Origin of the sequence: Quadrisphaera sp. DSM 44207 (assembly GCF_900101335.1) — a bacterium.
GTDB lineage: Bacteria > Actinomycetota > Actinomycetes > Actinomycetales > Quadrisphaeraceae > DSM-44207.
In genome coordinates, this window is record NZ_FNKA01000003.1 from 712,620 (window position 1) to 736,309 (window position 23,690).

Sequence of the window (23,690 nt, forward strand, 5' to 3'; positions counted from 1 at the left end):
CCGGCGGCGGGCCTGCGGCGGACGTGCCGCCCGCCGGAGCGGCCGCCCCGAGCGACGTGCCGCCCGCTCATCCCGTCCTGCGGGAGCCGCGGCGGCGCGCCAGCAGGCCGGCGCCGACCAGGCTCGCCGCGCCGAGGGCGAGCAGGCCCGAGTGCTCCACGCCGGCAGCGCCGCCGCCCCCGGCGTCCGCGCCGCCGGACGGCGTCACCGCGACCTGCTGGGTCGACGGCTGCTGCGTCGACGGCTGCTGCTGGGTCGACGGCTGCTGGGTCGACGGCTGCTGCGTCGGCGGCTGGGTCGGCTGCTGCTGCGTCGGCTCCTGCGAGGCGGACCCGCCGCTGCCGGCAGCCGTCCCGCTGGAGGGCAGCGACTCGCAGGCGATGCCGTCGCCGTCCTCGTCGAGCCGCTCCGGGTCCCCGGGGACCAGCGCCGCCGTGGCCTCCTCCGTCGAGGCGAAGTCGGAGCAGTCGCGGTCGTTCGTCTGCGCCGAGGCGGGGGCGACGACGAGCGCGGAGGCGAGGAGGGTCGCCGACCCGAGCGTGGCCAGGGAGCGCAGCGTCATCGGAGGGTCCTCCCGTACGACCGGATGAGGACACAGAAAGTAACTGCATCGTCGCTGTCAGGGAAGACCCGTCGAGGGCCCAGCACGGGCGATGAGTTCGAGGCCGGACGGCGGTCTCCTCGTGCGGCACCCGCGCCGGGCGCCGGAGGACCGCCGGAGGACCGCCGGAGCACCGCAGGAGAGGAGCGCGCCGTGGCGCTGCAGAGGATCGTCCCCAACCTCTGGTTCGACACCCGGGCCGAGGAGGCCGCGCAGTTCTACACCTCCGTCTTCGACGGCTCGCGCATCGTCCGCGTGGCGCGCTACCCCGAGGGCGCGCCCGGGCCCGCCGGCTCCGTCATGACGGTGGAGTTCGAGCTGGAGGGGCAGCGGTTCGTCGGCATCAACGGCGGCCCGCACTTCCCCTTCACCGAGGCGGTCTCCTTCCAGGTCACCTGCCGCGACCAGGAGGAGGTCGACCGGTTCTGGTCCGCGCTGCTGGCGGGCGGAGGCGAGGAGAGCCGGTGCGGCTGGCTGAAGGACCGCTACGGGCTGTCCTGGCAGGTCGTGCCGGAGGGGATGGAGGAGCTGTTCGAGGACCCCGACCCCGCCCGCGCGCAGCGCGCGGTGCAGGCGATGCTGCAGATGCGCAAGCTCGACCTCGCCGCCCTGCGCCGCGCCGCGGACGGCGTCCCGGCGACCTGACGCCCTGACGACCTGACGCCCCGCCTGGCGACCGGACGGCGTCCGCGCGGGCGGTCGGCGCTACTCGGTGGCGATCGCCCGCAGGACGTCGAGGCGCACGGCGCGCACCGCGGGCAGCACCGCGGCCACCACGCCGATGACGGCCGCGACGACGAAGACGCCGGCCAGGGAGGCTCCCGGCACCGACAGCTCCGTCAGGCCCTGCTCCACCAGCGCCCGCTGCAGCGCGACGCCGAGCACGAGGCCGAGCACCGTGCCCAGCACGGCGCCGAACAGGGCGGTGAGCACGGACTCGACGGTGATGGTCGCCGCCAGCTGCCGGCGGCGCATGCCCACCGCCCGCAGCAGGCCGATCTCGCGGGTGCGCTCGACCACCGACAGCGCGAGGGTGTTGATGATCCCCAGCACGGCGATCACCACCGACAGGGCCAGCAGCACGTAGATGGTGATGAGCAGCTGCTGGGTCTGGTCCGCCTGCGCCGAGACGTACTCCTCGCGGTCCTGCACCGAGAGCACCACGTAGGGCGCGACGGCGTCCGTGACCGCCTCCCGCACCGCGGCGGCGTCCGCGCCGTCCTCCAGCGTCACGTAGCCGAACAGGTCCAGGCGCTGCGGCTCGGGAACGGCCTGCTCCACCAGCGACGCCGGCAGCACCACCGACGAGCCCACCGCCTGGTTGTCGGCGAAGACCCCGCCGACGCGCAGCTGCTGGCCGGTCAGCGTGCCGACGGTCGCGGTCAGCTCGTCCCCGACGGCCAGGCCCTCCTCCTCGGCGTAGGAGGAGGAGACGAGCACGTCCCCGTCGTCCAGGGCGTCCAGGCTCCCCTCCTCCACGTCGACGACGACGTTCTGCGCCAGGTCCGAGGCATCGGCCGCCACGGTGAATCCGCTGCCGAGGTCCGAGGGCACGAACGCCAGCTCGGCGACCGAGGCGACCCCGTCGACTCCCCGCACCGCGTCGCTGGCGGCCGGCGGGAAGCCGGTGAAGCCCGCGTTCAGGACGAGGTCGGCGCGCACGGACTCCTCCACGATCGCCGCGGTGGAGGAGCGGGTCGAGGCCGTCAGCACCGTCACGCCGGTGACGAGGGCGAGGCCGACCATGAGGGCCCCGGCGGTGGTGGCCGTCCGGCGCGGGTTGCGCAGCGCGTTCTCGCGGGCCAGGCGTCCCACCGGGCGCAGCGCGGTGAACGGCGCGGCCAGCACGCGCAGCACCGGGCGCGCCAGCAGCGGCGCGGCCACCGCGACGCCGAGGAAGAGGGCGAGGGCGCTGAGGGCGACGCCGACGCCGCTGGTCGTGCCGAGGGCGCCCAGGGAGAGCCACAGGCCGACCCCGGCGGCCACCACGAGCAGCGCGCCCAGCAGGGCGCGCGTGCGCAGGGACCGCTCCGGCAGCGCGACGTCGTCGCGCATGGCCGCCACCGGGGCGATGCGCGCGGCCCGCAGCGCCGGCGCCACGGCCGCCAGCACCGTGACGACGACGCCGGTGAGCACCCCGACGAGCAGGGTGCGCGGGGCGACGACGAGACCGCCGGTGAGCTCCAGGCCGACGGCGCCGAGCACCGCCGCCAGCACCGCCGCGAGGCCGATGCCGGCGCCCACGCCGAGGACGCCGCCGACCGCTCCCACCGCCAGCGCCTCGGCGAGCACCGAGCCGACCACCTGCCGGCCGCTGGCGCCGATGGCGCGCAGCAGCGCCAGCTCGCGGGTGCGCTGCGCCACGAGCATCGAGAACGTGTTGACGATGATGAAGCAGCCGACGACGAGGCTGATGCCGGCGAAGACGAGCAGGAACGTGGAGATGAAGCCCAGGGCCTCGCGGATGTTCTCGGTGTCCTCCCTCACCTGCTCCTCGCCCGTGATCGCCTCCGCGCCCGCGGGCAGCACCTGCGCGACCCGGTCGCGCAGCTCGACCTGGCCGACGCCGTCCTCGGCGCGCACGGCGAAGCTCGCCACGGTGCCCTCGGGGGCGTAGTACTCGCGCGCGGAGGCGGGGTCGAAGACCACCAGCGTGCTCCCGGCCAGCGCCGCGCCCCGCACGACGCCGACCACCTGCGCGTCGCGGACGTCGGCGCCGGCGAGCACCCGGGTGCGGTCCCCGACGTCCAGGCCCGAGCGGGCGAGCGTGGCCTCCTCGACGGCGATCTCGCCCGGTGCCGTCGGGGAGCGGCCGTCCACCAGCTCCAGCACCGGGTCGTCCTCGACGTACCCGGTGCCGAGGGCGGGGGCCCCGCCCTGGCGCACCGCGGTGCCGTCGGCGCCCACGAGCACCGCGGAGCCGCTCAGCGCGGGCTCGGCGACCGCCACGCCGTCCACCGCGCGCAGGCGCTCGGCGAGGTCCAGCGGCAGCTGGCTGCGCAGGGCGTCGCCCTGCGGGCCCTCGGCGCCGGCGAGGCCGCGCACGACGACGTCCGTGCCCTCGGCGGAGGAGGCGAAGAGGTCGGTGAAGGAGCGGTCGAGGGTGTCGGTGAGCACGAACGTGCCGGCGACGAAGGAGACGCCCAGCAGCACGGACGTCGCGGTCAGCAGGAAGCGCACCAGGTGCCGGCGGACGCCCGCCAGCGCCACCCGCATCACGGCCGCTCCCCGCGGGCGCGGGCAGCGGCCGGCGCGCTGACGCGGCCCATCCGCTCCAGGACGGCCTCGGCGGTGGGGGAGGACAGCTCGTCGACCAGGCGCCCGTCGGCGAGGAACAGCACGCGGTCGGCGTAGGCCGCGGCGCTCGGCTCGTGGGTGACCATGACGACGGTCTGCTCGAAGTCGTCGACGCTGCGGCGCAGGAAGCCGAGCACCTCGGCGCTGGCGACGGAGTCGAGGTTGCCGGTCGGCTCGTCGGCGAAGACGATCGCCGGCCGGCTGACCAGGGCCCTCGCGCACGCCACCCGCTGCTGCTGGCCCCCGGAGAGCTGGTTGGGCCGGTGGCTGAGGCGGTCGCCGAGGCCCACGACGTCCACCACGTGCTCGAACCAGGCCTGGTCGACCTTGCGGCGGGCGATGTCGAGGGGCAGCGTGATGTTCTCGCGCGCCGTCAGGGTCGGCACGAGGTTGTAGGCCTGGAAGACGAAGCCGATGCGCTCGCGCCGCAGCTTGGTCAGCTTCCCGTCGCCCAGGCGCGAGAGCTCGACGCCGTCGACCACCACCGAGCCGGACGTCGGGGTGTCCAGGGCCGCCATGCAGTGCATGAGCGTGGACTTGCCCGACCCCGACGGCCCCATGATCGCGGTCAGGCGGCCCCGCTCGAAGTCGACGCTGACGCCGTCCAGGGCCCGCACCTCCGCCTCCCCCCGCCCGTGCACCTTGACGAGGTCGACGGCGCGGGCGACGGGGCCCGGATCGGGCGTCGCGGACCGGGATGCGCCAGCGGGTGCGGTGGCGGGTGCGGTGGCGGGAGCGGCAACGGGTGCGGTGCCGGGGGCGTCGGGAGAAGCCATGGGTCCATGCTCACAGCCCCGGCGCCCGGCGTCCCCACCGCGCCCGAGATCCGTCAGAGCCCCGCGCCCGGGCGGCTCCGGGTGGCGCACCGGTTCCCGCGCGTCAGCGCCCCAGGGCCCCGAGGAAGGCGCTCAGCGCGGCGGCCAGCTGCTCGGGCGCCTCCTCGGCCATGTGGTGGCCGCTGTCGATGCGGCCTCCCCGCAGGTCGGTGGCCCACGGCCGCCACACGCCCAGGACGTCGCCGTAGAGGTCCTCCAGGTCGTCGCGGCTGGACCACAGCACGAGCGTCGGGCAGGTCACGCGGCGTCCGGCGGCGCGGTCGGCGTCGTCCGCGGCGCGGTCGACGCCCAGGCCCGCCCGGTAGTCCTCGAGCATCGCCCGCACCACCGCCGGGTCGTGGACGGCGCGGCGGTGGTCGGCGTGGTTCTCCTCGCCCATGCGCGCGGGGTTCCCGCCGTACCAGGCGTCGGGGTCGGCGAGGATCGCGCGCTCGGGCCTGTCGGGCTGGGCGAAGAAGAACCAGTGCCACCACGCGGCGGCGAACCGCGCGTCGGCGCGGGCGAGGGCCTCGCCGATCGGCACGCTGTCGAGCACGGCGAGCGCGGTGACCGCCTCGGGCGCGTCGAGCGCGAGCCGCAGCGCGGCGTAGCTGCCGCGGTCGTGGCCGACGACGGCGGCGCGCTCGTGCCCGAGGGCGCGCAGGAGCGCGAGGACGTCGCCGGCCATCGCCCGCTTGGACGCCTGGGCGTGGTCGGGCAGCGGGTCGGGCGCGCTGGAGCGGCCGTAGCCGCGCAGGTCCGGGCAGATCACGGTGCGCCCGGCGGCGGCCAGCAGCGGCGCGACGCGGTACCACGTGGTGTGGGTGCGCGGGTGCCCGTGCAGCAGCACCACCGGCAGTCCCTCGCCGCCGTGGCGCACCCGCAGCCGCACGTTCGGCGCGACGTCCACCACCGACTCGGTGAAGCCGCCGAAGAAGCCTCCGGGCACGACGGCGCGGTCGGTCAGGAGGTGTGAGGGACAGGAGGGGGCGCGCGGTCAGGAGTTCTCGGGCCGCACCGGCAGGTCGTCCCGCTGCGCCTCCTCGTCGGTGGTCAGCACGGGCTTCGGCAGCCCGCCCTGCTGCTCGTCGGCGTCGGGGCTCGTCTGCTCGGGGCCGTTGGGGTCGCTCACGTCGTTCCTCCTGAGCACGGGTGTCGAAGACCACGGCGTCGTACCCGTCGACGGCTTCGACATGCGGACGAACCGGCGCCACCTGCGTCCACCGATCGGGGCGCACGGGTTTGACCGTTTAAGCAATAAAACTACAGTAACGCTGACTTAGTGCCGTTCGACTGCGTGCAGGAGGTGGCATGGCCAAGAAGCGGCACACGTTTTCCCGGCCGACGCTCGACGCCGTCCACGTGCTGGGGGCCCAGGTCGCCCAGGCCCGCAGGGCACGCGGCTGGACAGCCGCGGAACTGGCCGAGCGCGTCGGCGTGTCACCGCGCACGATCACCAGCCTCGAGCGCGGTGCTCCCACCGTGGCGCTCGGAACGGCCTTCGAGGCGGCCACCCTGCTCAGGATCCCGCTGTTCGGCGCCGAGGGGCCCGAGCTGGCGGCACTGGCTCACCGCGAGCGCCAGGTGCTGGCGCTCCTGCCCCGCCGCGTCCACCGCAGCCGGGAACCGGCCCATGACGACTTCTGACCAGCGGCGTGCCCGGCCCCGCCGGGCGTACGTCTGGGTGTGGCTGCCGGGCGCGAGCACACCGGTCGTCGCAGGGGTCCTCGAACCCGTCGGCGGCGTCGTGACGTTCACCTACGGCCGCAGCTACCTCGCCCGGGACGAGGCGATCCCCCTCTACGAGCCGGAGCTGCCGCTGCGTCCCGGGCGCATCGAGCCCGGGCCCGGCCTCCACATCGCCTCCTGCATCCGCGACGCCGGTCCCGACGCCTGGGGCCAGCGGGTGGTCCTGGCCCGCCACGTCGGAGGCACGACCGCTGGCAGGGACACCGCGGAGCTGGACCCGCTCACGTACCTCCTCGAGTCCGGATCGGACCGGATCGGTGCCCTGGACTTCCAGGCCAGCCCGACCGAGTACGTGCCCCGGGTGGAGACTGCGCCTCTGGCTGACCTGCAGCAGGCCGCCACGGCCCTGGAGGAGGGGCGTCCGCTCCCGGAACCGGTCAGGACCGCCCTGCTGCACGGGACGTCGGTGGGCGGCGCCCGACCGAAGGTGCTCGTGCACGAGGGTGGCAGGCACTGGATCGCCAAGCTGTCCTCGACCACTGATCCGTACCTGGTGGTCAAGGCCGAGGCGGTCGGCGTGGAACTGGCCCGGCGGGTAGGCCTGGCGGTGCCGGACACGCGCGTCGTCACGTCGCTCGGCCGGGACGTCCTGCTGGTCGAGCGGTTCGACCGGACACCCGGGACCGCGCAGCGCCGGCTCATGGTGTCCGCTCTGACCATCCTCGGCCTGGACGAGATGACCGCGAGGTACGCGACGTACCCGGACCTGGCCGATGCCGTCCGCGGGTCCTTCGTCGCTCCCGCAGCGACGCTGCGGGAGCTGTTCAGCCGCATCGTCTTCAACGTCTGCATCGGCAACACCGACGACCACGCCCGCAACCACGCTGCCTTCTACGACGGCGAGCAGCTGAGCCTCACACCCGCCTACGACCTGTGTCCGCAGCTGCGCTCCGGTGAGGAGGCGGCGCAGGCGATGGCGATCGACCGCGAGGGCCAGCGCGCCAGCCAGCTCAGGACCTGCCTCGACGCCGCCGGTGAGTACCACCTCGAGAGGCAGGAAGCGGTCGAGGTCATCGAGCACCAGCTCGCGGTGATCAACGAGCAGTGGACCGAGGCTGCGGACGCCGCGGGCCTGACCGCGCTGGAGCGCCGGCAGCTGTGGGGCCGGCAGATCCTCAACCCCTTCATCCGCTACGGCTACGCGGGCAGCGGCTGACTCCTCGCCGAGGTCCGGCGTGCGCTGCCGCGTCCGATGCCCGCCAGACGGTGTCGGCGCCGCGCGCCAGACTGGCGGGCGTGACGACCGCGACGACCGCGACGACCGCGACGACCGCGACGACGGGCGCGGGCCTGGACGCGGACGCGTGCTACCGGGCCTCGGCCGGCCGCGACGCGCGCTGGGACGGGCGCTTCTACCTGGGGGTGACCACCACCGGGGTGTACTGCCGCCCCTCATGCCCGGCCCGCACCCCGCACCGGCACAACTGCCGCTTCTTCCTCACCGCGGCGGCCGCCGTGGCCGCGGGCTTCCGCGCGTGCCGGCGCTGCCGCCCCGACGCGCAGCCGGGCTCGCGCTCCTGGGACGCGCGCGGAGATCTGGCCGGGCGCGCCGTGCGGATGATCCGCGACGGCGTCCTCGACGAGGTCGGCGTCGCGGGCCTGGCCGCGCGCCTGGCCGTCTCCGAGCGCCACCTGCTGCGCGTGCTCGTGGAGGAGGTCGGCGCCTCCCCGCAGCAGCTCGGCCGCACCCGGCGGGCGCAGACCGCGCGGATGCTCGTCGAGCAGACCGACCTGCCCCTGGCGCAGGTCGCCTTCGCCGCCGGGTTCGCCAGCGTGCGGCAGTTCAACGACGTCGTCCGCCAGGAGTTCGCGGCCACCCCCTCGCAGCTGCGCTGCCGGCGCCGCGGGGGCCCCGGCGTCCCGGGCTCGGGGCCGGACGCGGCCGAGGGCGGGCGCGAGCCGGTGGACGGCGTGCGCCTGGTGCTGCGGCTGCAGCACCGCGCCCCGCTGGCGGCGGCGCCGCTGGCCCGCTTCCTCGGCGGCCACGTCGTCGCGGGCCTGGAGCGGCACGACGCCGAGGCCCGCGAGCACACGCGCACCGTGCCCGCCCCCCACGGCCCGGCGGTCGTGACCGTCGCCCTGGGAGCGGCGGCCGACTCCGTCAGCGCGCGGCTGCACCTGGCCGACGTCGCGGACGTCGCGCCGGTGGTCGCCCGGGTGCGCCGGTGGCTCGACCTCGACGCCGACCCCCTGCTCGTCGACGACGCGCTGTCGGACGACCCGCTGCTGCGCCCCCTCGTGGCCGCCCGCCCCGGCCTGCGCGTGCCGGGCGCGGTCGACGGCGTCGAGACGGCGCTGCTCGCCGTCCTCGGCCAGCAGGTCTCCCTCGGCGCCGCGCGCACCTTCGCCGGCCGCCTCGTCGCCGCGTTCGGCGTCCCGGCCGCGCAGGGCCTGACGTCCTTCCCGACCGCCGAGGCCCTCGCCGCGGCCGGCCCCGACGCCCTGCGCGCCGCCACCGGCGTGACCGGCGCCCGCGCGCGCACCCTGCACGCGCTCGCCGGCGCCGCCGCCGACGGGCTCGCGCTCGGTCCGGACGCCGACCGCGACGCCACCCGCGCGGCGCTGCTGGCCCTGCCCGGCATCGGCCCGTGGACGGCCGAGTACGTCGCCCTGCGCGCCCTCGGCGACCCCGACGCCTTCCCCTCCGGGGACCTCGTGCTCCAGCGGGTCCTCGGGGTGCGCTCCGCGCGCCTGGCCGACGAGCGCGCCCGCGCCTGGCGGCCCTGGCGCGGCTACGCCCTGCTCCACCTGTGGACCGAGGAGGTCTTCGCATGACCACGACCACCATCACCACCGTTCCGACGTCCGCCGCGCCGTCCGACGCGCCCGCGGCTGCTGCGCTCCAGGTGCTGCGGCTGCCCACCCCCGCCGGCGAGGTGGCCGTGATCCTCACGCCCGAGGACGGCGTGGTCCGGGCGGCGGGCTTCTGCGGCCCCGACGTGCTCGCCGCGCGGCTCGCGCCCGCGCTGTCGGTGCGGGGCCTTCGCCCGGCGCCGGCCCGCGGCCCGGTCGCCGACGCGCTCGCCGCCTACGCGGACGGGGACGTCGACGCGCTGGACGCCGTGCCGGTCGAGCAGCCGGGAGCGCCGTTCCTGCAGGAGGCGTGGCGGGCGCTGCGCGGGGTGCGCGCGGGCACGACCACCAGCTACACCGGCCTGGCCGCGGCGGCGGGGCGCCCGGCCGCCGTGCGTGCGGCCGGCTCGGCGTGCGCCCGCAACCTCGTCGCACCGTTCGTGCCGTGCCACCGGGTGCTGCGCAGCGACGGCTCCCTGGGCGGCTACCTGTACGGCGTGGACGTCAAGGCGGCGCTGCTGCGCCACGAGGCGCGCTGAGCCGCCCGCTGTGCAGACGGCTGCTGCGTCAGGAAGCGTCGCTCTCGGCCGCTCGGGCTGCCTCGGAGGTGTCGAACGGCAGGGCCACCGGTGGGGCCGGCAGGCCGATCAGGCGCGCGGCCAGGTGCTCGTACTCCTGAGCCAGCATCGCCGCGGACCGGCCGCGGGAGGTGCTCGCCAGCGCGTACAGGCTCACCCCGGAGTTCAGGGCCTCGGCGATCGGCACGCGCTGGGGGATCAGCCCCAGAATGTGGTCCCCGTGCTCCTCCCACAGCCGCCGCAGGGCCGCGCGGTGCGCGACGGTACCGGTCTGCACCTTGTTGACCGCGATGCCCGCGATGTCCACCCGGTGCCCGTAGCCCTCGCCGATGGCGTGCATGGTGCGGCGCAGGTGCGCCAGGCCGTAGAACGACACCGCCGCCGGCTCGGTGACCAGCAGCACCGAGTCCGAGGCCAGCACGGCGCTGCCCAGCAGGCGCCCCAGGTGCGGCGGAGCGTCGATGAGGGCCCAGTCGTACTCTTCGAGGTGGCCGAGCGCGGTGCCCAGCCGCTCCTGCAGGACGTCGCCGTCCTGGTCGCGCTCGGCGAGGGAGAAGTCGCTGGGCAGCACGTCCACGCCGGGCCACCGGCTGGGGACGACGGCCGCCCGCGCGTCCTCCGGGCGCAGCGACCCGTTGGGGGCCAGGACGTCGTCGACCGTGTGCTTGACGTCGGCGTCCACCCCCAGGAGCACCGCGGTCGCCGTCGAGGAGGAGTCGAGGTCCACCACGAGGACCCGGTTCTCCATGTGGGTCAGGGCGGCGGCCAGGTTCACGGTCGTCGTGGTCTTGCCGACGCCGCCCTTCTGGTTGGCCACCGTCAGGACGCCGGGTCCCGCTCCAGTCATGGGCCCTCTCCGAGTCGCGTCAGCGTGCCGGTCTGCCCGGAACCCTAGGACCAGCGCGTTCGTACCGCCGTTCGCGCGCCCGCCCGGCCCCCATGCCGCACTTGTGGCGGTACGTGCGCTTCTCGTGCCCCCCTGCGCGCACGTGTGGGGGTGTGTGCTCCGCAGGAGGAGTCCTCGGCGGGGCGGCGCTCAGCGCAGCACGCGGTGGCTGGCGACGACGATCCCGGTCGGGGACGTCGTGCTCCACTCCACCTCGAGCTCGGCGTGCGTGCCTCGAACAGCCGGACGCGGCGGTCGAGGACCACCGGGATCGTGGTGAAGACGTAGCGGTTCACCAGGCCCGCAGCGGCCGGCGCTCGCACGAGGGCGCCGCTGCCGAGGACGACGAGGTTGCCGTCGCCGCGCTCCTTCAGCGCCCGGACGGTGTCGGCGGCCTCACCGGCCAGCAACGTGGAGTTCGGGTGCGGCAGCTCCGGGTCCGGTGTCCGGGAGACCACGTACTTCGGAGTCCGCGTCAGGACGTCGGCGAAGGGGTTCGGCTCGGGCGTGGACAGCCAGTGGCCGAGCAGGTCGGAGTAGGGCGCCGGCCGAGGAGCAGGGCCGCCGTGCTGCCCTGCCCCCGCATCGAGGCCTGAGCGGCCTGCGGGTCGGCGGTGAGCCGCGCGGAGGCCCAGCCGCCGAGGTCGAAGCCGTCGCGGGTGTCCTCGTCCGGCCGGCCGGGCGACTGCATCACCTCGTCCAACGAGACGTTCTCCACCGCGGTGATCGTGTGCACGGGTGACCTCCTGCTCAGCGCATCGGGCGCGCCGTCGTCGGCAGCGCTACCAGGAACGACTGCTGCGCCGTACCGGGGTCATCGGTCGGAGCGGTGGTCACGCGCGCGCTGGGCTCACGGCTCCTCGTCGACGCAGGTGGGGATCCGTCCGGGGGTGCTCGCTCTCGGTGACCGCCGCCCGTGACGGCGGTGACCCGCTCTGGCACTGTCTGGCACGCGATCGTCCGGCGGTGAGGGGAGCGGCATGACGGCGCGGGCACTCCTCTGCGCGGTCGCCGCGATGCTGGTCAACAGCGCGGCCTCGCTGCTGGAGGCCTCGGGCAGCCGCCGGGCTCGGCACGGGCGCCCGGTGAGGCGCGAGCCCCGGTACCTCGCCGCTCTGGCGCTGGACGGCCTCGGGTGGCTGCTGTCGGTCGTCGCGCTGTGGGTGCCGCCGGTCTTCGCCGTGCAGTCGGTGCTCGCCGGGTCGGTTGCCGTCACCACCATCGCCAGCCGCGGCGGCGGTGAGCCGCGCCGGCTGCCGCCGCGCGACCTCGCCGGCGTGCTGGCCGTGGTGCTCGGCCTGGTGCTCGTGGCCGCCAGCGCGCCCGCCGGACGCGCCAAGGGCCTGCCCTCGGCGGCGACCCCGGCGCTGGTCACCGCCGCCGCTGTGGTCCTCGCCCTGGTGCCGGTCGCGCGACGCGGGGTGCACCCCCTGGCGACGGCCATGCTCGCAGGCCTCGCCTACGGCGGGGTGTCCCTATCGCTGCGGGGCCGTGCACATCGCCTCCACCCTGTAGGCCTCGCTGCTCGAACTCGCGACCGGAGCCGTCGCCTACGCCGTGCTGGTCTTCGGCGTCGCCGGCACGGTGCTGCTCACGGCGGCGCTGCGCGAAGGCGCGGTCGGCGCGGTGAGCGCGGTGCTGTCCGTGACCACCGTGCTCGTGCCCGGCCTGGTCGGCCTGGCGCTGCTCGGCGACCGGATCCGCCCCGGGTGCGTCCCGGTCGTCGTCGTGGGGCTGCTGCTGACCGTGGGAGGCATGCTCGTGCTGGCCGCCGGGTCACGGGCGCCGCGCCCGGACGTGGCCCGGCTGTGAGGAGCGACCACGTGCCGCTGCTGGACGCCGACGCGCCGCTGCCGCACCGGCCGCGGCGCGTGCTCGTCGCCGGGACGTCGGGGTCGGGCAAGACGACGCTGGCCGCCTGCGCCGCGCCTGTGCTGGGCGTGCCGCACGTGGAGATCGACGCCCTCTTCCACGGGCCGGGCTGGACGCCGCGAGAGACCTTCGCCGCCGACGTGGCGGCCTTCGCCGCCGGCCCCGCGTGGACCACCGAGTGGCAGTACTCCGCGGCGCGCCCGCTGCTGGCCGAACGGGCGGACCTGCTCGTGTGGCTCGACCTGCCGCGCGCCACGGTGCTGCGCCAGGTGGTGCGGCGCACTCTGGTGCGGCGGCTGCGCCGGCAGGTGCTGTGGAACGGCAACCTCGAGCCACCGCTGCACCACTTCGTCACCGACCGCGACCACATCGTCCGGTGGGCGTGGCGCACGCACGGCCTCATCGGGCCACGCATCGAGGCCCTGCTCCGCCAGCGGCCCGACCTGGTCATCGTGCGGCTGCGCAGCCGTGCCGAGGTCGAGCGGTGGACGGGGCGCGTCCTGGAGCCAGCTGCTGCTGGACCCCGACCACCGCGCGCGACCGGTCAGCCCTGAGAGGCAGAGGTCCGGGACCTGGTCGAGCGGATGCTGAAGGCCTCCGGGCGCCGGGTGGACCTGTCCAGCCCGTTCGTGGACGCCACGCTGCCGGACGGCTCGCGCCTGCACGTGGTGATCCCGGACATCACCCGCCGGCACTGGGCGGTGAACGTGCGCAAGTTCGTCGTGCGCGCCACCCGCCTGGAGGACCTGGTCGCCCTGGGCACCCTGACGGGCGCGTGCGCGGCCTTCCTGGACGCCGCGGTGGCGGCGGGCCTGAACGCCGTGGTTTCCGGAGGCACCTCAGAAGACGTCGCGGAAGTGACCTAGTGATCGCAGCTGCGGCGGAGCAGCCATGCTCGGGCATGGCAGGGAATCTACGGACCGCAGACCTCCCGGATCGTGGATCAGCTGAGCCGAGGGCAGTTCTTCAGGTGCAACCGCCATCACATCGATGACAACGTTGGCCTGCTACGAGCGATTTGCCGTGACAGACACGCGCTAAGCGATCACATGGTCGAGAGGATCAACTTCGACCACCTCGAGCTGGGCATCGGCTTTCAGCAGCATCGCCGCCTCCTCCGTGCATCCCACCACGGTGCTGGGCAAGTCGATGTCAAAGTTGATGAACCACGAGCCCAGTTCGTCCCAAGCCACGCTGAGCGTCGATCCCATGACTTGCGCATATGACGACTCACGACCTCGGACGTGCTCCAGTACTCCGCTTCGGGTGACTGGGAAGACGCGGTACTCACGCTTGAAGGCCCCTAGAAGGACCTGCTCTCCTTCCCTCGCCGGAAAGTCGTGATACTGACCGGTCCAGTGACCGAGCCACATGCTTTCACTCGCCGTCTGCACGAGGGCGGCGAGGACCCTCGTCAGCAGCTCTGCATCCGAAGCGCCGACCGACGGCTCCAGATCCCAGCCTGCTCCGGAGGTGTCGTGATGGAGACGTGCCCCTGAGACGTCATACCAAGAGCTCTTGGCGAGCGTGACACCACGATCCTTCGCCACTGTTCTCCACGGCACAGGGACCTGAGTCCCCCCCACGAGCCTGTAAGCGGGATGAAGTATTCGGCCGTAGAAGGGCCACTCGACTCCTACCAGGGATGCCCACGTGCCGTTGGGCGCCTGCTGCAGACGTAGTTGAACATCACGCGGCCGCATCTGGCGGCTACCGCGATCCTTCACCTGAAGCCCCCGACGATCTTCTTCACGATCCGATGCTGAGAAGTATGGCTACGTCCACGACGAAATGGACCAGGACGGGAAGGACTACTGAGCCGGTCCTGAGGAACAGGAATCCTTGCGGAGCGCCGAAGGCGCTCGCCAACGCGACTCCGACCCCACCACTCGGGAGGCCCAGCGCGTAGTGAGCAATGCCGAAGGACGAGGCGGAGACGCTGACCGCTGCCCACCGAGGGGTGGCACGAGTCAAGATGGTCAGTGCAGCTGACCTCCACACCATCTCTTCAGTCACGGAGTTGACCAGCGCTGAGCCCACGATGACGTACGGGAGATAAAGCTGTGGTGGCCCAAGAGATACAACATTCTCGTGCTTCAAGTAGGCCGTGACGACAGCGATGGAGAGCATCGATACCGCTGCGGCAAGAAAGACATCTGCCGCAGTGCTGCGGACAGGCCTCGGCAAGCACTGCCCCACTTGGAGTTTCTGTAGGCGGGTACGTGGCCTGAAGGCACTGAAGCCTCTTCGCCAGCCCACCTGGACGAGCCCGGCCGTCAACGGAATCACGTGCCACGGCGCGGAGGTGGTGTGGAACAACAGCGCACCCAGGGGTACCGACGCCAACACCCAGACCGCAGGAGCGAGGTCATCTTCGCTGGAACGACTGAGAGCTGCCCAGCCACTGACGGCTGACACGAGAATGCAGGCGCCGACGAGACCAAGACTTGAAGTTGCTAGAGACAGACCTGCCGCTGCGACTAGTCCAGGTGCGGCGAACTTCCGAGGTGCAGGAGGACGAGTTCCAAGTGCGTCAGGCTGGTCTTGCGCGAAGGACCAGGGTGCGCATGTCTTACCCACACGGATTCGTTGTCTGGCCCGAGTAGACCGTCGTGGATCTTGTCTGTCCCTCGTACGTAGCAACAACATATGTCTTGTTCTTGAAAGTTCCCCGCGAACACTGGGTGGCTGCTTGGCGCGTGTACTGCTTGCCTGGTACAGCCACGAAGGCGCTGATGAAAGTACGCTTGTGATTGACCCACTGTCCACTGCTCAGCCGTTGAATCTCTACGTAATTTGAGACTGTAACCGGGCCGGTGCACTTGCCAGTGGATTTCGCGGTCATGTCACTTGGGGCACCTGCTGAGTGGTGCACGTTGTTGGCTCTTCCTTCGCATGCCGCCGATGCGACTTGAGCCGCGCAAGCGCTCGTGCCTCCCAGCAGTCCCACAGCGATGATGGCGGCGCTGATCCTTCGCCGCAGTGATCGGCCCCCAAAAATGAGCGCCTCGCGCACCACCGCGTGATCTCGGGCCCGGACTCGTGCTCGTCGACGCGAGCGGGAATGAGCTGAACTGGCGAGGCTGAATCGACGTAGGACCTCCCACGCAGCAGGAAGATGACGGCACGATCGGTTGAACGCTGATGCTCGACTCTGAGCCCAGGACCCCTTGCCTGTAGGGTCGCGTGCCTCCTTGGTGGAGTTGCCTCAGCCTGGCCAGGCGTCGTGCCGATGTCAAGGCTGTGGCCGCGCCGAGTGCGGAGCGCCGCTTGCGGTAGACCCGAGGTGACACGCAAAAGCATCTACTCACGGACAGTGAGGTTCCTTGCGCTCGTGCGGCTTCGAGTGACCTCAGCACGAGTACCGCAGTGGCGAGGGTCTCGACGTACCGGGTGTCAAGGGCATGTGCACGAAGGCGCACTAGCGTCGCAGGAAGGCGTTGGTCTGCGCGGCCGGGCTGATCAGGCTGGCACGCAAGCGATAGCCGGTGCCTCGGACTCGCGTGTCGGCTGACTGGTCGGCGGATGAAGAGGAGGATGCCTACACCAGCGCAGATGTGACCCTTGTCGGCCAGCGCCGGGACTGGTCGGGGTGGCTGCGGGCAGTACGGGTGATAGCCAGCAGCACCAGCTCGTCGGCGGCGGTCAGGTGGTCACGGCGCCGGGGCGCAGTTCGAACTGAGGCGATCGTGCCGAACATCGCCTTCAGGGCCCGGCGCGGATGTTCTACAGGGGGATGATGAGATGCGGCGGGTTTCTGATGAGAGGCTTGGGATCTCTCAGCGAGATCATCCTCGCGCCGGGGGAGCCGGTCTCCGACAAGCTCGGCATGTCCGCGCTGGTGGGGACGCCGGTCGAGGCCGTGCTGCGCGACCGCGGCGTCACGACGCTCGTGCTCGTGGGCGCGGTGCTGGAGATCGGCATCGAGCCCACCGCCCGCCACGCCGCGGACCTCGGCTTCCTGCCCGTGGTGGTCGACGACGCCTGCGGGGTTGTCAGCCCGCAGGCCGCCGAGCGATCGCTGGCGTCGCTGGACTACACGTTCATGAGCTACCGCGGCAGCGCTGCCGAGGTGGCGGCAGCCCTGCGCGGCGGCACGGGCGCGGGAGACCCGTCCCGGACCTGAGCCGGCTGCTCGCGCCGCCGGGTCGACCGGGGACGCGCAGCCACGCGACGGCGGCCGCAGCGCACGGCTGGGCGTCCCCGGAGGACGGACACCGGGCCCGGCGCACGGGTCAGCATCACGAGCACCGCGCCTAGGGTGGCCGCGTGAGCGCGACAGCAGCGAGCACATCTCACCGCAGCGCCGCGGTGCCCGACGGGCAGACGCCACGAGGAGCCGCCCCAGCCGCCGGGCAGGCCCCCGCGCCCGAGCCGCCGCAGGACGACGAGTGGGTGCGTCCCGGCCCCACCACCGCGCAGCGGCGCGCCGACGTCCGGCTCGGGCTGGTGCTGGCGGCGGCGACCGCGGCGAGCACCGAGCTGGCGCGCAGCTTCGGGTACTCCCTGCCGCAGTCGCCGCCGGCGCTGGAGCAGCTGGCGTGGGCGCTCGCGATCTCCCTGCCCCTGTGCGTGCGGCGCCGCTACCCCGTGGCGGTGCTGCTCGTGGTCTCCGCGACCTTCATCGCGCTGCAGGCCCGCCTGGTGCTCGAGGGCACCATGACGTCGATCTGCCTCTTCGTCGCCCTGTACACCGCGGGGGCGTGGGCCCGGGACCGCCGCGTCGCCACCGCCGCCCGCCTCGTGGTCGTGGTGGCGATGTTCGCGTGGCTGGTGATCGGCTTCTCCGCCACGCCCCTGAGCGCCATGCTGCCGGGGACCGACAGCGACCAGACCGGGTTCTTGCCGCCGCGGGCGGCCACCGTGGTCTACGCGACGGCGCTGAACGTCGTCTACTTCGCCGGGGCGTGGATGTTCGGCGACGCCGCCTGGCGCGACGCCCGCAGCCGCGCGGCGCTGGCGGCGAGCAACGAGCAGCTGCGGCGCTCGCGCGAGGAGAACGCCCGCCGCGCCGTCCTCGACGAGCGCGTGCGCATCGCCCGCGAGCTGCACGACGTCGTCGCCCACCACGTGAGCACCATGGGCGTGCAGGCCGGGGCCGCCCGCCGCGTGCTGGACACCAGCCCGGACGACGCGCGCGCGGCGATGGCGGCCGTGGAGGCCAGCAGCCGCGCGGCCGTGGAGGAGATGCGGCGCCTGCTCGGCGTCCTGCGCGCCGGCGACGCCCCGCACGGCCCCGACGCCCTCGACGGCGGGCCCGGGCCGGCGCCGGACCTGCGGTGCCTGCCGCAGCTCGTCGCCGAGCCCCGCGGCGGCCTGCAGGTGGACCACGCCGAGGTCGGCACCCCCCGCCCGGTGCCGCCGTCGACGTCGGTGAGCGCCTACCGGGTGGTGCAGGAGGCGCTGACCAACGTCGTGCGCCACGCCGGGGCCCGGCGGGCCTCGGTGCGCCTGCGCTGGCTGTCCGGCGCCGTCGAGGTCGAGGTCGTCGACGACGGCCGCGCCGCCCCGAGCGGGGGCGGCGGGCTGGGCCTGGTCGGCATGCGCGAGCGCCTCGCCCTGCACGGGGGCCTGCTGGACGTCGGCCCGCGCCCGGACGGCGGGTGGCGCGTGCGCGCCCGCTTCCCCCTCCCGGAGGACGCGTGAGCGGCGCCCCCGCCGCCGGGGACCGCGTCGTGCGCGTCGTCCTCGTCGACGACCAGGACCTCGTGCGCACCGGGTTCCGGATGATCCTCGGGGTCGAGCCGGACCTGCAGGTGGTCGGCGAGGCCGCGGACGGGGCCGCCGCGGTCGCCCTCGTGCGCGCCACGGCCCCGGACGTCGTCCTCATGGACGTGCAGATGCCGGGGGTGGACGGGCTGACCGCGACGCGCGAGGTCGTGGCCACGACGTGCTCCGCCGTCGTCGTCCTGACCACCTTCGACCGCGACGACTACCTCTTCGCGGCGCTGGAGGCGGGGGCGAGCGGGTTCCTGCTGAAGAACGCCGGCCCGGAGGAGCTCGTCGCCGCGGTGCGGCTCGTCGCGGCGGGGGAGGCGCTGCTCGACCCGGCCGTCACCCGCCGGGTGATCGAGCGGTTCGCGGCCCGCCCCGGCCGCGCCGCGCGCCCGGACCTGCTCACCGCCCTCACCGAGCGCGAGCGGGAGGTGCTGGTCCTGCTGGCGCGGGGGTGGTCCAACGCGGAGATCGCCCAGTGCCTGGTGCTGAGCGAGGCGACCGTGAAGACCCACGTCTCGCACCTGCTGGCCAAGCTGGGCCTGCGCGACCGCGTGCAGGCCGTCGTCCACGCCTACGAGACGGGCCTCGTCGCGCCCGGGGAGGGCGGGCCTCCGCCGGGAGGATGACCCGCGGGTCCCGCCGCGCGGTGGACGCGCCGGCCCCGCCCGCGCCCCTAGCGTCGGTCGCGTGCTGGAGATCATCGGACTGACCAAGCGGTTCGGCGCCGCTCCCGCGCTGGACGACGTCTCCTTCGCCGTCCGGCCGGGGCGCATGACGGGGTTCGTGGGCGCCAACGGCGCCGGGAAGACGACGGCGATGCGCGTCGTCCTCGGCGTGACGCCGCCGGACGCGGGGGAGGTGCGCTGGCGGGGGCGGCCCGTCGACGCCGACGCGCGTGCGGGCTTCGGGTACATGCCCGAGGAGCGCGGGCTGTACCCGAAGATGCGGGTGCTGGACCAGCTGGTCTTCTTCGCGCGCCTGCACGGGCTGGACGCCGCCGAGGGGCGCGAGCGGGCCGTGGCCCTGCTGGCGGAGCTCGGCATCGCCCAGCGGGCCGGGGACGTCCTCGACGGACTGTCCCTGGGCAACCAGCAGCGGGTGCAGGTGGCCGCCGCCCTCGTGCACGACCCCGAGCTGCTCGTGCTCGACGAGCCGTTCAGCGGCCTGGACCCGATCGCCGTCGACGCCATGGCCGGTCTGCTGCGCGCGCGGGCCTCGGCCGGGGTGCCGGTGCTCTTCTCCAGCCACCAGCTCGACCTCGTCGAGCGGCTGTGCGACGACGTCGTGGTGCTCGACCACGGCCGGGTCGTGGCCTCGGGGGAGGCGGAGGAGCTGCGCCGCTCCCGCTCCCCGCTGCGCTACCGGATCGTCGTCGAGCCCGACGCCGGGTTCCTGCGCGAGGAGCCGGGACTGCACGTGCTCGACGTCTCCGGCGCCGCCGCGCTCGTGCAGCTGGACGGCGCGGCGGGCGGCGCGGCGGGCGGCCCAGACGGTGCTTCGGCGGCCGGCCGGGTGGAGGACCCCGCCGCCGCCGAGCAGCGCCTGCTGGCCCGCGCGAGCGCCGCGGGCGCCGTCCGCGAGTTCCGCCCCGTCGTGCCCACCCTGTCCGAGCTGTTCCGGGAGGTCGTCCGATGAGCACCGCAGCACCCGCCCAGGGACCCCGCACGGCGCCGCCCGCGGCGGGCGCACCGCCCCGGCGCCGGGCCCTGGACACCCGCTCGGCCGTGCGGGTCGTCGCCGCCCGCGAGATCGCCGTGACCCTGCGGGACCGCGCGTTCCTGCTCTCCACCGCCTTCACCCTGCTCGTCGTCGCGCTGGCGGTCACCCTGCCCGCGGTCCTCGGGGGCGGCACGGACGACGTCCGCGTCGCCGTCGTCGGCGCCGCCGGGCAGGACGTCGTGGACGCCGCCGACGAGCGCGCGCGGGAGCAGGCCCCGGCCGGTGAGGAGCCCGAGCTGGCGCTGGAGGCGCTGCCCGTGGCCGACGCCGCGGCGGCCGAGGCGGCCGTGCGCGCCGAGGAGGCCGACGTCGCGCTCGTGCCGGCCGGGGACGGGTTCGAGCTGGTCGGGAGCGACGGCGTGCCCGCCGACGCCGCCGTCCTGCTCTCCGAGGTCGTGAGCGCGCAGCGGGCGGCCACGGTGGCGGCGGACCTCGGCGCCACGGACGACCAGGCCGCCGCCCTGCAGCCGAGCCCCCTGCCGGAACGCACGCTGGAGGCCGACGCCGACGAGGGCCTGACGTACCTCGTCGGCCTGGCCTTCGCCCTGCTGTTCCTCTCGTCCACCTTCGGCTACGGCATGCTCATCGCCCAGCGGGTGACGGAGGAGAAGCAGAGCCGCGTCGTCGAGCTGCTCGTGGCCGCCGTCCCCGTGCGCTCCCTGCTGGTCGGCAAGGTGCTCGCCACCGGCGTCCTCGCCCTCGGGCAGGTCGTCCTCATCGTCGGGATCGCCGCGGTCGGCGCGGCCCTGTCGGGCCAGGGGGCGCTGCTGCAGCTGATCGCCCGCTCCAGCGGGTGGTTCGTGGTCTTCTTCGTCGCCGGGTTCACGATGCTCGCGTGCCTGTTCGCGGCGGCCGGCGCCATGGCGCCGCGCACCGAGGACCTGCAGTCGACGACGTTCCCGCTCAACCTCGCGATCACCCTGCCGTTCTTCGTGGCGGTCTTCGTCACCGAGGAGGGGCCGCTGCTGACGGCCCTGTCCTACCTGCCGCTCACGTCGCCGCTGGTGATGCCCCGCCTGCTCGCCCTCGGGGACGCGCAGGTCTGGCAGGCGCTCCTCTCCCTCGGGATCCTCCTGCTGACGGCGACCGCGCTGGTGGTCGTCAGCGCGCGCCTGTACGAGCGCTCGCTGCTGCGCACCCGCGGCAAGGGCTCCTGGCGCGGCGCGCTCGCGTCGTCCGACCCGGCCTGACACTCGCCCGGGGTCGCCGCGCGTGCGGCGAGACTGGGCGGCCGTGGACGACGTCCGGCTGAGCAAGCGGCTTTCGTACGTGCTGCGCCACGCCCCGGGCAGCGTCGGCCTGCAGCTCGACGACGCCGGGTGGGTCGGCGTGGCGGACCTGCTGGCCGCGCTCGCCGCGCACGGCGCCCCGGTCAGCCGCGAGCGCCTCGAGCGCCTGGTCGCCGCCGACGCCAAGCAGCGGTACGCCCTCGACGCCACCGGCGCGCGCATCCGCGCCAGCCAGGGGCACAGCGTGCCGGTCGACCTCGGCCACGCGCCGCAGCCCCCGCCGCGGGTGCTCTTCCACGGCACGCCGCTGCGCGCCCTGCCCGCCGTCCTCGCCGAGGGGCTGCGCCCGGGCCGGCGCCACGCCGTCCACCTCAGCGAGGACGCCGCCACCGCCCGCGCGGTGGGACGCCGGCGCGGGCCCGCGGCGGTGCTGCGCGTGGACGCCGCGGGGCTGGCCGCCGCCGGCGCGCCCTTCAGCCGCTCGGCCAACGGCGTCTGGCTCGTGGCCGCCGTGCCGCCGTCCTTCCTCGCCGTGATCGAGCGCGACTGAGCACCCGCCGGGGGCTCAGCGCAGCGCGTGGAGGACGGTGTCGGCGTCCAGCCGCTGCGCCGCGACGTAGTAGAGGACGTCGCCGCGGGCGAGCGCGCGGTCCCACGGCGGGCTGACCACCAGGCCGTCCCCGGTGCGCACGGCCAGCACCGTGGCGCCGAAGGAGCGCCCGAACCGGGTCTGCACCTCGCCGAAGGACGACCCGGCGCAGCGCGCCGGCAGCGGCAGGGAGTACGTGTTGCCGTGCCCGCCGCTGCGCATCAGGTCGTGGTAGACCTGCGTGATGCCGGGGTCGAGGGCCTCCTCGGTGATCAGGAACGGCATGTGCCACTGCACGCACTGGATCCGCGGGTCGACGTAGCCGATGTGCTCGCGCCGGTCGAGGTCGCGCAGGGCGACGACGGTGTGCACGTCCGGGGCGGCGTGGTGCACGGCCACCGTGATCGTCAGGCTCTCGTCGTCGTCGCGGCCGTCGACGACGACGGTGCGGGCCCGGGCGACGCCCGCGCGGCGCATCACGTCGGCGCTGCCGAGGTCGCCTCGCACGAACGAGACCGCCGGCCGCTCCGGCAGCGGGTGCTCGACGACGTCGTCCCAGGCGCACAGCGCCACCCGCAGGCCGTCCTCGGCGGTCAGCTCCGCGACGATGCGCTCGGTGTGGCCGGGCGCGTACCCCAGCACGACGACGTGGCCCTGCAGGTCCAGCGGCGCCAGGCCCCTCATGCGCGTCCCCCTGATCGACTGGACCCGGTCCGCCAGGCGCGTGAAGAGCAGCGTCAGCGTGACGATGCCGCCGACGATGACGTACGCCCCGACGACGTGGCCCGCCGCGGTCTGCGGGAAGAAGTCGCCGTACCCGACCGTGGCCGCCGTGACGACGAAGTACCACCAGTAGTTCCCCGGCTCGGTGATCTCCCCGGGCTCGACCAGCCACATCGCCAGCCAGCTCGTGGCGAAGACCACCCCGATGATGACCAGCGGCAGGCGCCAGCCGGTCAGGTGCCGCAGGTACCGCGACAGCCGGAGGAGGAGGAACGGCACGGGGCTCCCTGTGGGCGGCGGACGCGCGCAACCTACTGCGCCCGCGGGCCGTCGCGGCACGGTGCGGCACGGTGCGTGGGAGGCGCCTCAGCGGGCACGGACGGCGCATGGCGGACAGGACGCAGCCGGACGCACCCGTCTACGTCGGGCTGGGCGACTCGATCTCGATCGACGACTACGCCGGAGGGCCGGGGCGCGGCGGCGCGAGCCTGCTGGCGCGCAACCGCGACGAGGACTTCCCGCACTGGCGCGGCGCGGACCTCGCCACGCGCCTGCCCGGCCTGGCGTGGCGGGTGCTGGCCAGCGACGGCGCCACCTCCCGCGGCGTCGTCGAGGACCAGCTGCCCGCCCTGCAGCGCTCCGGGCTGCGCCCGTCCGTGGTGACGGTGACGGCTGGGGGCAACGACGTGCTCTCCCGCTTCGGGAACACCCCGGCGGCGCTGGACGCCGTGCGGGCCGTGCGCGAGCACCTGCACCGGGCGCTGGAGCGCCTGGGCGCCCTGACCGCCCCGGACGCGCGCGTGGTCGTCGGCACGGTTTACGACCCCAGCGACGGCACCGGCGACGCGACGCGCCTGGGGCTGCCCCCGTGGCCCGGTGTCGTCGGCGTCCTCGGCGAGCTCAACGCCGCCCTGGGCGCCGTGGCGGCCGAGCACGGCGCGCGGGTGGCGGACGTGCACGGTCGCTTCCTCGGCCACGGGCTCGCGCGCGGGGACGCCGCGCAGCGCGAGGCCCGCCCTGCTGACCGCGAGCTGTGGTACTGCGGCGTCATCGAGCCCAACGCGTGGGGAGCGAGCGGCGTGCGCGCCGCGTTCTGGAACGCCCTCGCCCTCGGGTGAGCC

General features: G+C 74.6%; 25 protein-coding genes and 1 pseudogene. 15 read left to right on the forward strand and 11 right to left on the reverse strand.

The window, feature by feature from the left end; translation table 11 throughout:
- Window positions 1–67 precede the first annotated feature (67 nt).
- On the reverse strand, window positions 68–562 hold the full coding sequence (locus BLS82_RS15425) for an excalibur calcium-binding domain-containing protein (protein ID WP_143028865.1): 495 nt from the start codon (window positions 560–562) through the stop codon (window positions 68–70).
- 198 nt (window positions 563–760) lie between these two features.
- Between BLS82_RS15425 and BLS82_RS13740 the strand changes: the two genes are divergently transcribed.
- Window positions 761–1,246, forward strand: coding sequence for a VOC family protein (locus BLS82_RS13740; RefSeq protein ID WP_369811098.1), 486 nt, complete (start codon window positions 761–763; stop codon window positions 1,244–1,246).
- A gap of 60 nt (window positions 1,247–1,306) precedes the next feature.
- On the opposite strand, the gene BLS82_RS13745 is transcribed toward BLS82_RS13740, so the two are convergent.
- The 4 genes from BLS82_RS13745 to BLS82_RS16530 all read right to left on the reverse strand — a co-directional run bounded on the left by BLS82_RS13745 (window position 1,307) and on the right by BLS82_RS16530 (window position 5,845).
- A complete protein-coding gene (locus tag BLS82_RS13745) occupies window positions 1,307–3,817 on the reverse strand; it encodes an ABC transporter permease (protein ID WP_255378354.1) in 2,511 nt (836 codons plus the stop codon).
- Window positions 3,817–4,674: an ABC transporter ATP-binding protein gene (locus tag BLS82_RS13750; protein WP_092866814.1), complete on the reverse strand. Its 858-nt coding sequence runs from the start codon at window positions 4,672–4,674 to the stop codon at window positions 3,817–3,819. Before BLS82_RS13750 ends, BLS82_RS13745 begins: the two co-directional genes overlap by 1 nt.
- 103 nt (window positions 4,675–4,777) lie before the next feature.
- The gene (locus BLS82_RS13755; protein ID WP_092866816.1) at window positions 4,778–5,662 is read right to left on the reverse strand and encodes an alpha/beta fold hydrolase; all 885 of its coding nucleotides are present in this window, start codon (window positions 5,660–5,662) and stop codon (window positions 4,778–4,780) included.
- Between the two features lie 48 nt (window positions 5,663–5,710).
- Window positions 5,711–5,845 carry a hypothetical protein gene (locus tag BLS82_RS16530; protein ID WP_255378337.1) on the reverse strand — a complete coding sequence of 45 codons (135 nt, stop codon included), beginning with the start codon at window positions 5,843–5,845 and terminating at the stop codon, window positions 5,711–5,713.
- Window positions 5,846–6,024: 179 nt separating this feature from the next.
- On the opposite strand from BLS82_RS16530, the gene BLS82_RS13760 reads away from it, so the two are divergent.
- The 4 genes from BLS82_RS13760 to BLS82_RS13775 all read left to right on the forward strand — a co-directional run bounded on the left by BLS82_RS13760 (window position 6,025) and on the right by BLS82_RS13775 (window position 9,794).
- Window positions 6,025–6,360, forward strand: a complete 336-nt coding sequence (locus tag BLS82_RS13760; RefSeq protein ID WP_092866818.1) for a helix-turn-helix transcriptional regulator — start codon at window positions 6,025–6,027, stop codon at window positions 6,358–6,360.
- Window positions 6,347–7,618 (forward strand): type II toxin-antitoxin system HipA family toxin, encoded by a 1,272-nt coding sequence (locus BLS82_RS13765; RefSeq protein ID WP_092866820.1) that lies wholly within the window; start codon window positions 6,347–6,349, stop codon window positions 7,616–7,618. The genes BLS82_RS13760 and BLS82_RS13765 overlap by 14 nt, the downstream gene beginning before the upstream one ends.
- A gap of 80 nt (window positions 7,619–7,698) precedes the next feature.
- The gene (locus BLS82_RS13770) at window positions 7,699–9,237 is read left to right on the forward strand and encodes an AlkA N-terminal domain-containing protein (RefSeq protein ID WP_255378338.1); all 1,539 of its coding nucleotides are present in this window, start codon (window positions 7,699–7,701) and stop codon (window positions 9,235–9,237) included.
- Entirely contained in the window at window positions 9,234–9,794 is a 561-nt protein-coding gene (locus BLS82_RS13775) for a methylated-DNA--[protein]-cysteine S-methyltransferase (RefSeq protein ID WP_092866822.1), read from the forward strand. Before BLS82_RS13770 ends, BLS82_RS13775 begins: the two co-directional genes overlap by 4 nt.
- A 28-nt stretch (window positions 9,795–9,822) precedes the next feature.
- Here BLS82_RS13775 and BLS82_RS13780 read toward each other — a convergent pair whose 3' ends face one another.
- From BLS82_RS13780 to BLS82_RS16535, 3 genes are read right to left on the reverse strand one after another with little or no spacing between them, the layout of a single operon-like run.
- Entirely contained in the window at window positions 9,823–10,680 is an 858-nt protein-coding gene (locus BLS82_RS13780; protein WP_092866824.1) for a ParA family protein, read from the reverse strand.
- A gap of 44 nt (window positions 10,681–10,724) precedes the next feature.
- The gene (locus BLS82_RS16830) at window positions 10,725–11,177 is read right to left on the reverse strand and encodes a dihydrofolate reductase family protein (protein WP_369811084.1); all 453 of its coding nucleotides are present in this window, start codon (window positions 11,175–11,177) and stop codon (window positions 10,725–10,727) included.
- A 17-nt stretch (window positions 11,178–11,194) separates the two neighbouring features.
- On the reverse strand, window positions 11,195–11,455 hold the full coding sequence (locus tag BLS82_RS16535) for a hypothetical protein (protein WP_255378339.1): 261 nt from the start codon (window positions 11,453–11,455) through the stop codon (window positions 11,195–11,197).
- Window positions 11,456–12,276: 821 nt separating this feature from the next.
- On the opposite strand from BLS82_RS16535, the gene BLS82_RS13795 reads away from it, so the two are divergent.
- The 3 genes and pseudogenes from BLS82_RS13795 to BLS82_RS13805 all read left to right on the forward strand — a co-directional run.
- On the forward strand, window positions 12,277–12,531 hold the full coding sequence (locus BLS82_RS13795) for a hypothetical protein (RefSeq protein ID WP_092866830.1): 255 nt from the start codon (window positions 12,277–12,279) through the stop codon (window positions 12,529–12,531).
- Between the two features lie 11 nt (window positions 12,532–12,542).
- On the forward strand, window positions 12,543–13,145 hold the full coding sequence (locus tag BLS82_RS13800; RefSeq protein WP_218123915.1) for a P-loop NTPase family protein: 603 nt from the start codon (window positions 12,543–12,545) through the stop codon (window positions 13,143–13,145).
- Window positions 13,146–13,430: pseudogene (locus BLS82_RS13805) on the forward strand (CpaF family protein); the annotation flags it as partial.
- A 198-nt stretch (window positions 13,431–13,628) separates the two neighbouring features.
- On the opposite strand, the gene BLS82_RS13810 reads toward BLS82_RS13805, so the two are convergent.
- Window positions 13,629–14,141: a hypothetical protein gene (locus BLS82_RS13810; protein WP_092866832.1), complete on the reverse strand. Its 513-nt coding sequence runs from the start codon at window positions 14,139–14,141 to the stop codon at window positions 13,629–13,631.
- A 199-nt stretch (window positions 14,142–14,340) separates the two neighbouring features.
- Entirely contained in the window at window positions 14,341–15,240 is a 900-nt protein-coding gene (locus BLS82_RS16835; RefSeq protein WP_092866834.1) for a CPBP family intramembrane glutamic endopeptidase, read from the reverse strand.
- Between the two features lie 1,120 nt (window positions 15,241–16,360).
- On the opposite strand from BLS82_RS16835, the gene BLS82_RS13820 reads away from it, so the two are divergent.
- The 6 genes from BLS82_RS13820 to BLS82_RS13845 all read left to right on the forward strand — a co-directional run bounded on the left by BLS82_RS13820 (window position 16,361) and on the right by BLS82_RS13845 (window position 21,807).
- The gene (locus tag BLS82_RS13820) at window positions 16,361–16,717 is read left to right on the forward strand and encodes a cysteine hydrolase family protein (protein WP_218123917.1); all 357 of its coding nucleotides are present in this window, start codon (window positions 16,361–16,363) and stop codon (window positions 16,715–16,717) included.
- A gap of 269 nt (window positions 16,718–16,986) precedes the next feature.
- Entirely contained in the window at window positions 16,987–18,237 is a 1,251-nt protein-coding gene (locus BLS82_RS13825) for a sensor histidine kinase (RefSeq protein ID WP_369811099.1), read from the forward strand.
- The gene (locus BLS82_RS13830) at window positions 18,234–18,935 is read left to right on the forward strand and encodes a response regulator (protein WP_255378340.1); all 702 of its coding nucleotides are present in this window, start codon (window positions 18,234–18,236) and stop codon (window positions 18,933–18,935) included. The genes BLS82_RS13825 and BLS82_RS13830 overlap by 4 nt, the downstream gene beginning before the upstream one ends.
- 61 nt (window positions 18,936–18,996) lie before the next feature.
- On the forward strand, window positions 18,997–19,944 hold the full coding sequence (locus BLS82_RS13835; protein WP_092866840.1) for an ABC transporter ATP-binding protein: 948 nt from the start codon (window positions 18,997–18,999) through the stop codon (window positions 19,942–19,944).
- Window positions 19,941–21,218, forward strand: a complete 1,278-nt coding sequence (locus BLS82_RS13840) for an ABC transporter permease (RefSeq protein ID WP_092866842.1) — start codon at window positions 19,941–19,943, stop codon at window positions 21,216–21,218. Before BLS82_RS13835 ends, BLS82_RS13840 begins: the two co-directional genes overlap by 4 nt.
- 43 nt (window positions 21,219–21,261) lie before the next feature.
- On the forward strand, window positions 21,262–21,807 hold the full coding sequence (locus tag BLS82_RS13845) for an RNA 2'-phosphotransferase (protein WP_092866844.1): 546 nt from the start codon (window positions 21,262–21,264) through the stop codon (window positions 21,805–21,807).
- Between the two features lie 15 nt (window positions 21,808–21,822).
- Here the strand turns inward: BLS82_RS13845 and BLS82_RS13850 are convergent, their stop codons facing one another.
- Window positions 21,823–22,848, reverse strand: coding sequence for an ion channel (locus BLS82_RS13850; RefSeq protein ID WP_092866846.1), 1,026 nt, complete (start codon window positions 22,846–22,848; stop codon window positions 21,823–21,825).
- Between the two features lie 107 nt (window positions 22,849–22,955).
- On the opposite strand from BLS82_RS13850, the gene BLS82_RS13855 reads away from it, so the two are divergent.
- The gene (locus BLS82_RS13855; RefSeq protein ID WP_092866848.1) at window positions 22,956–23,687 is read left to right on the forward strand and encodes an SGNH/GDSL hydrolase family protein; all 732 of its coding nucleotides are present in this window, start codon (window positions 22,956–22,958) and stop codon (window positions 23,685–23,687) included.
- Window positions 23,688–23,690 lie beyond the last annotated feature (3 nt).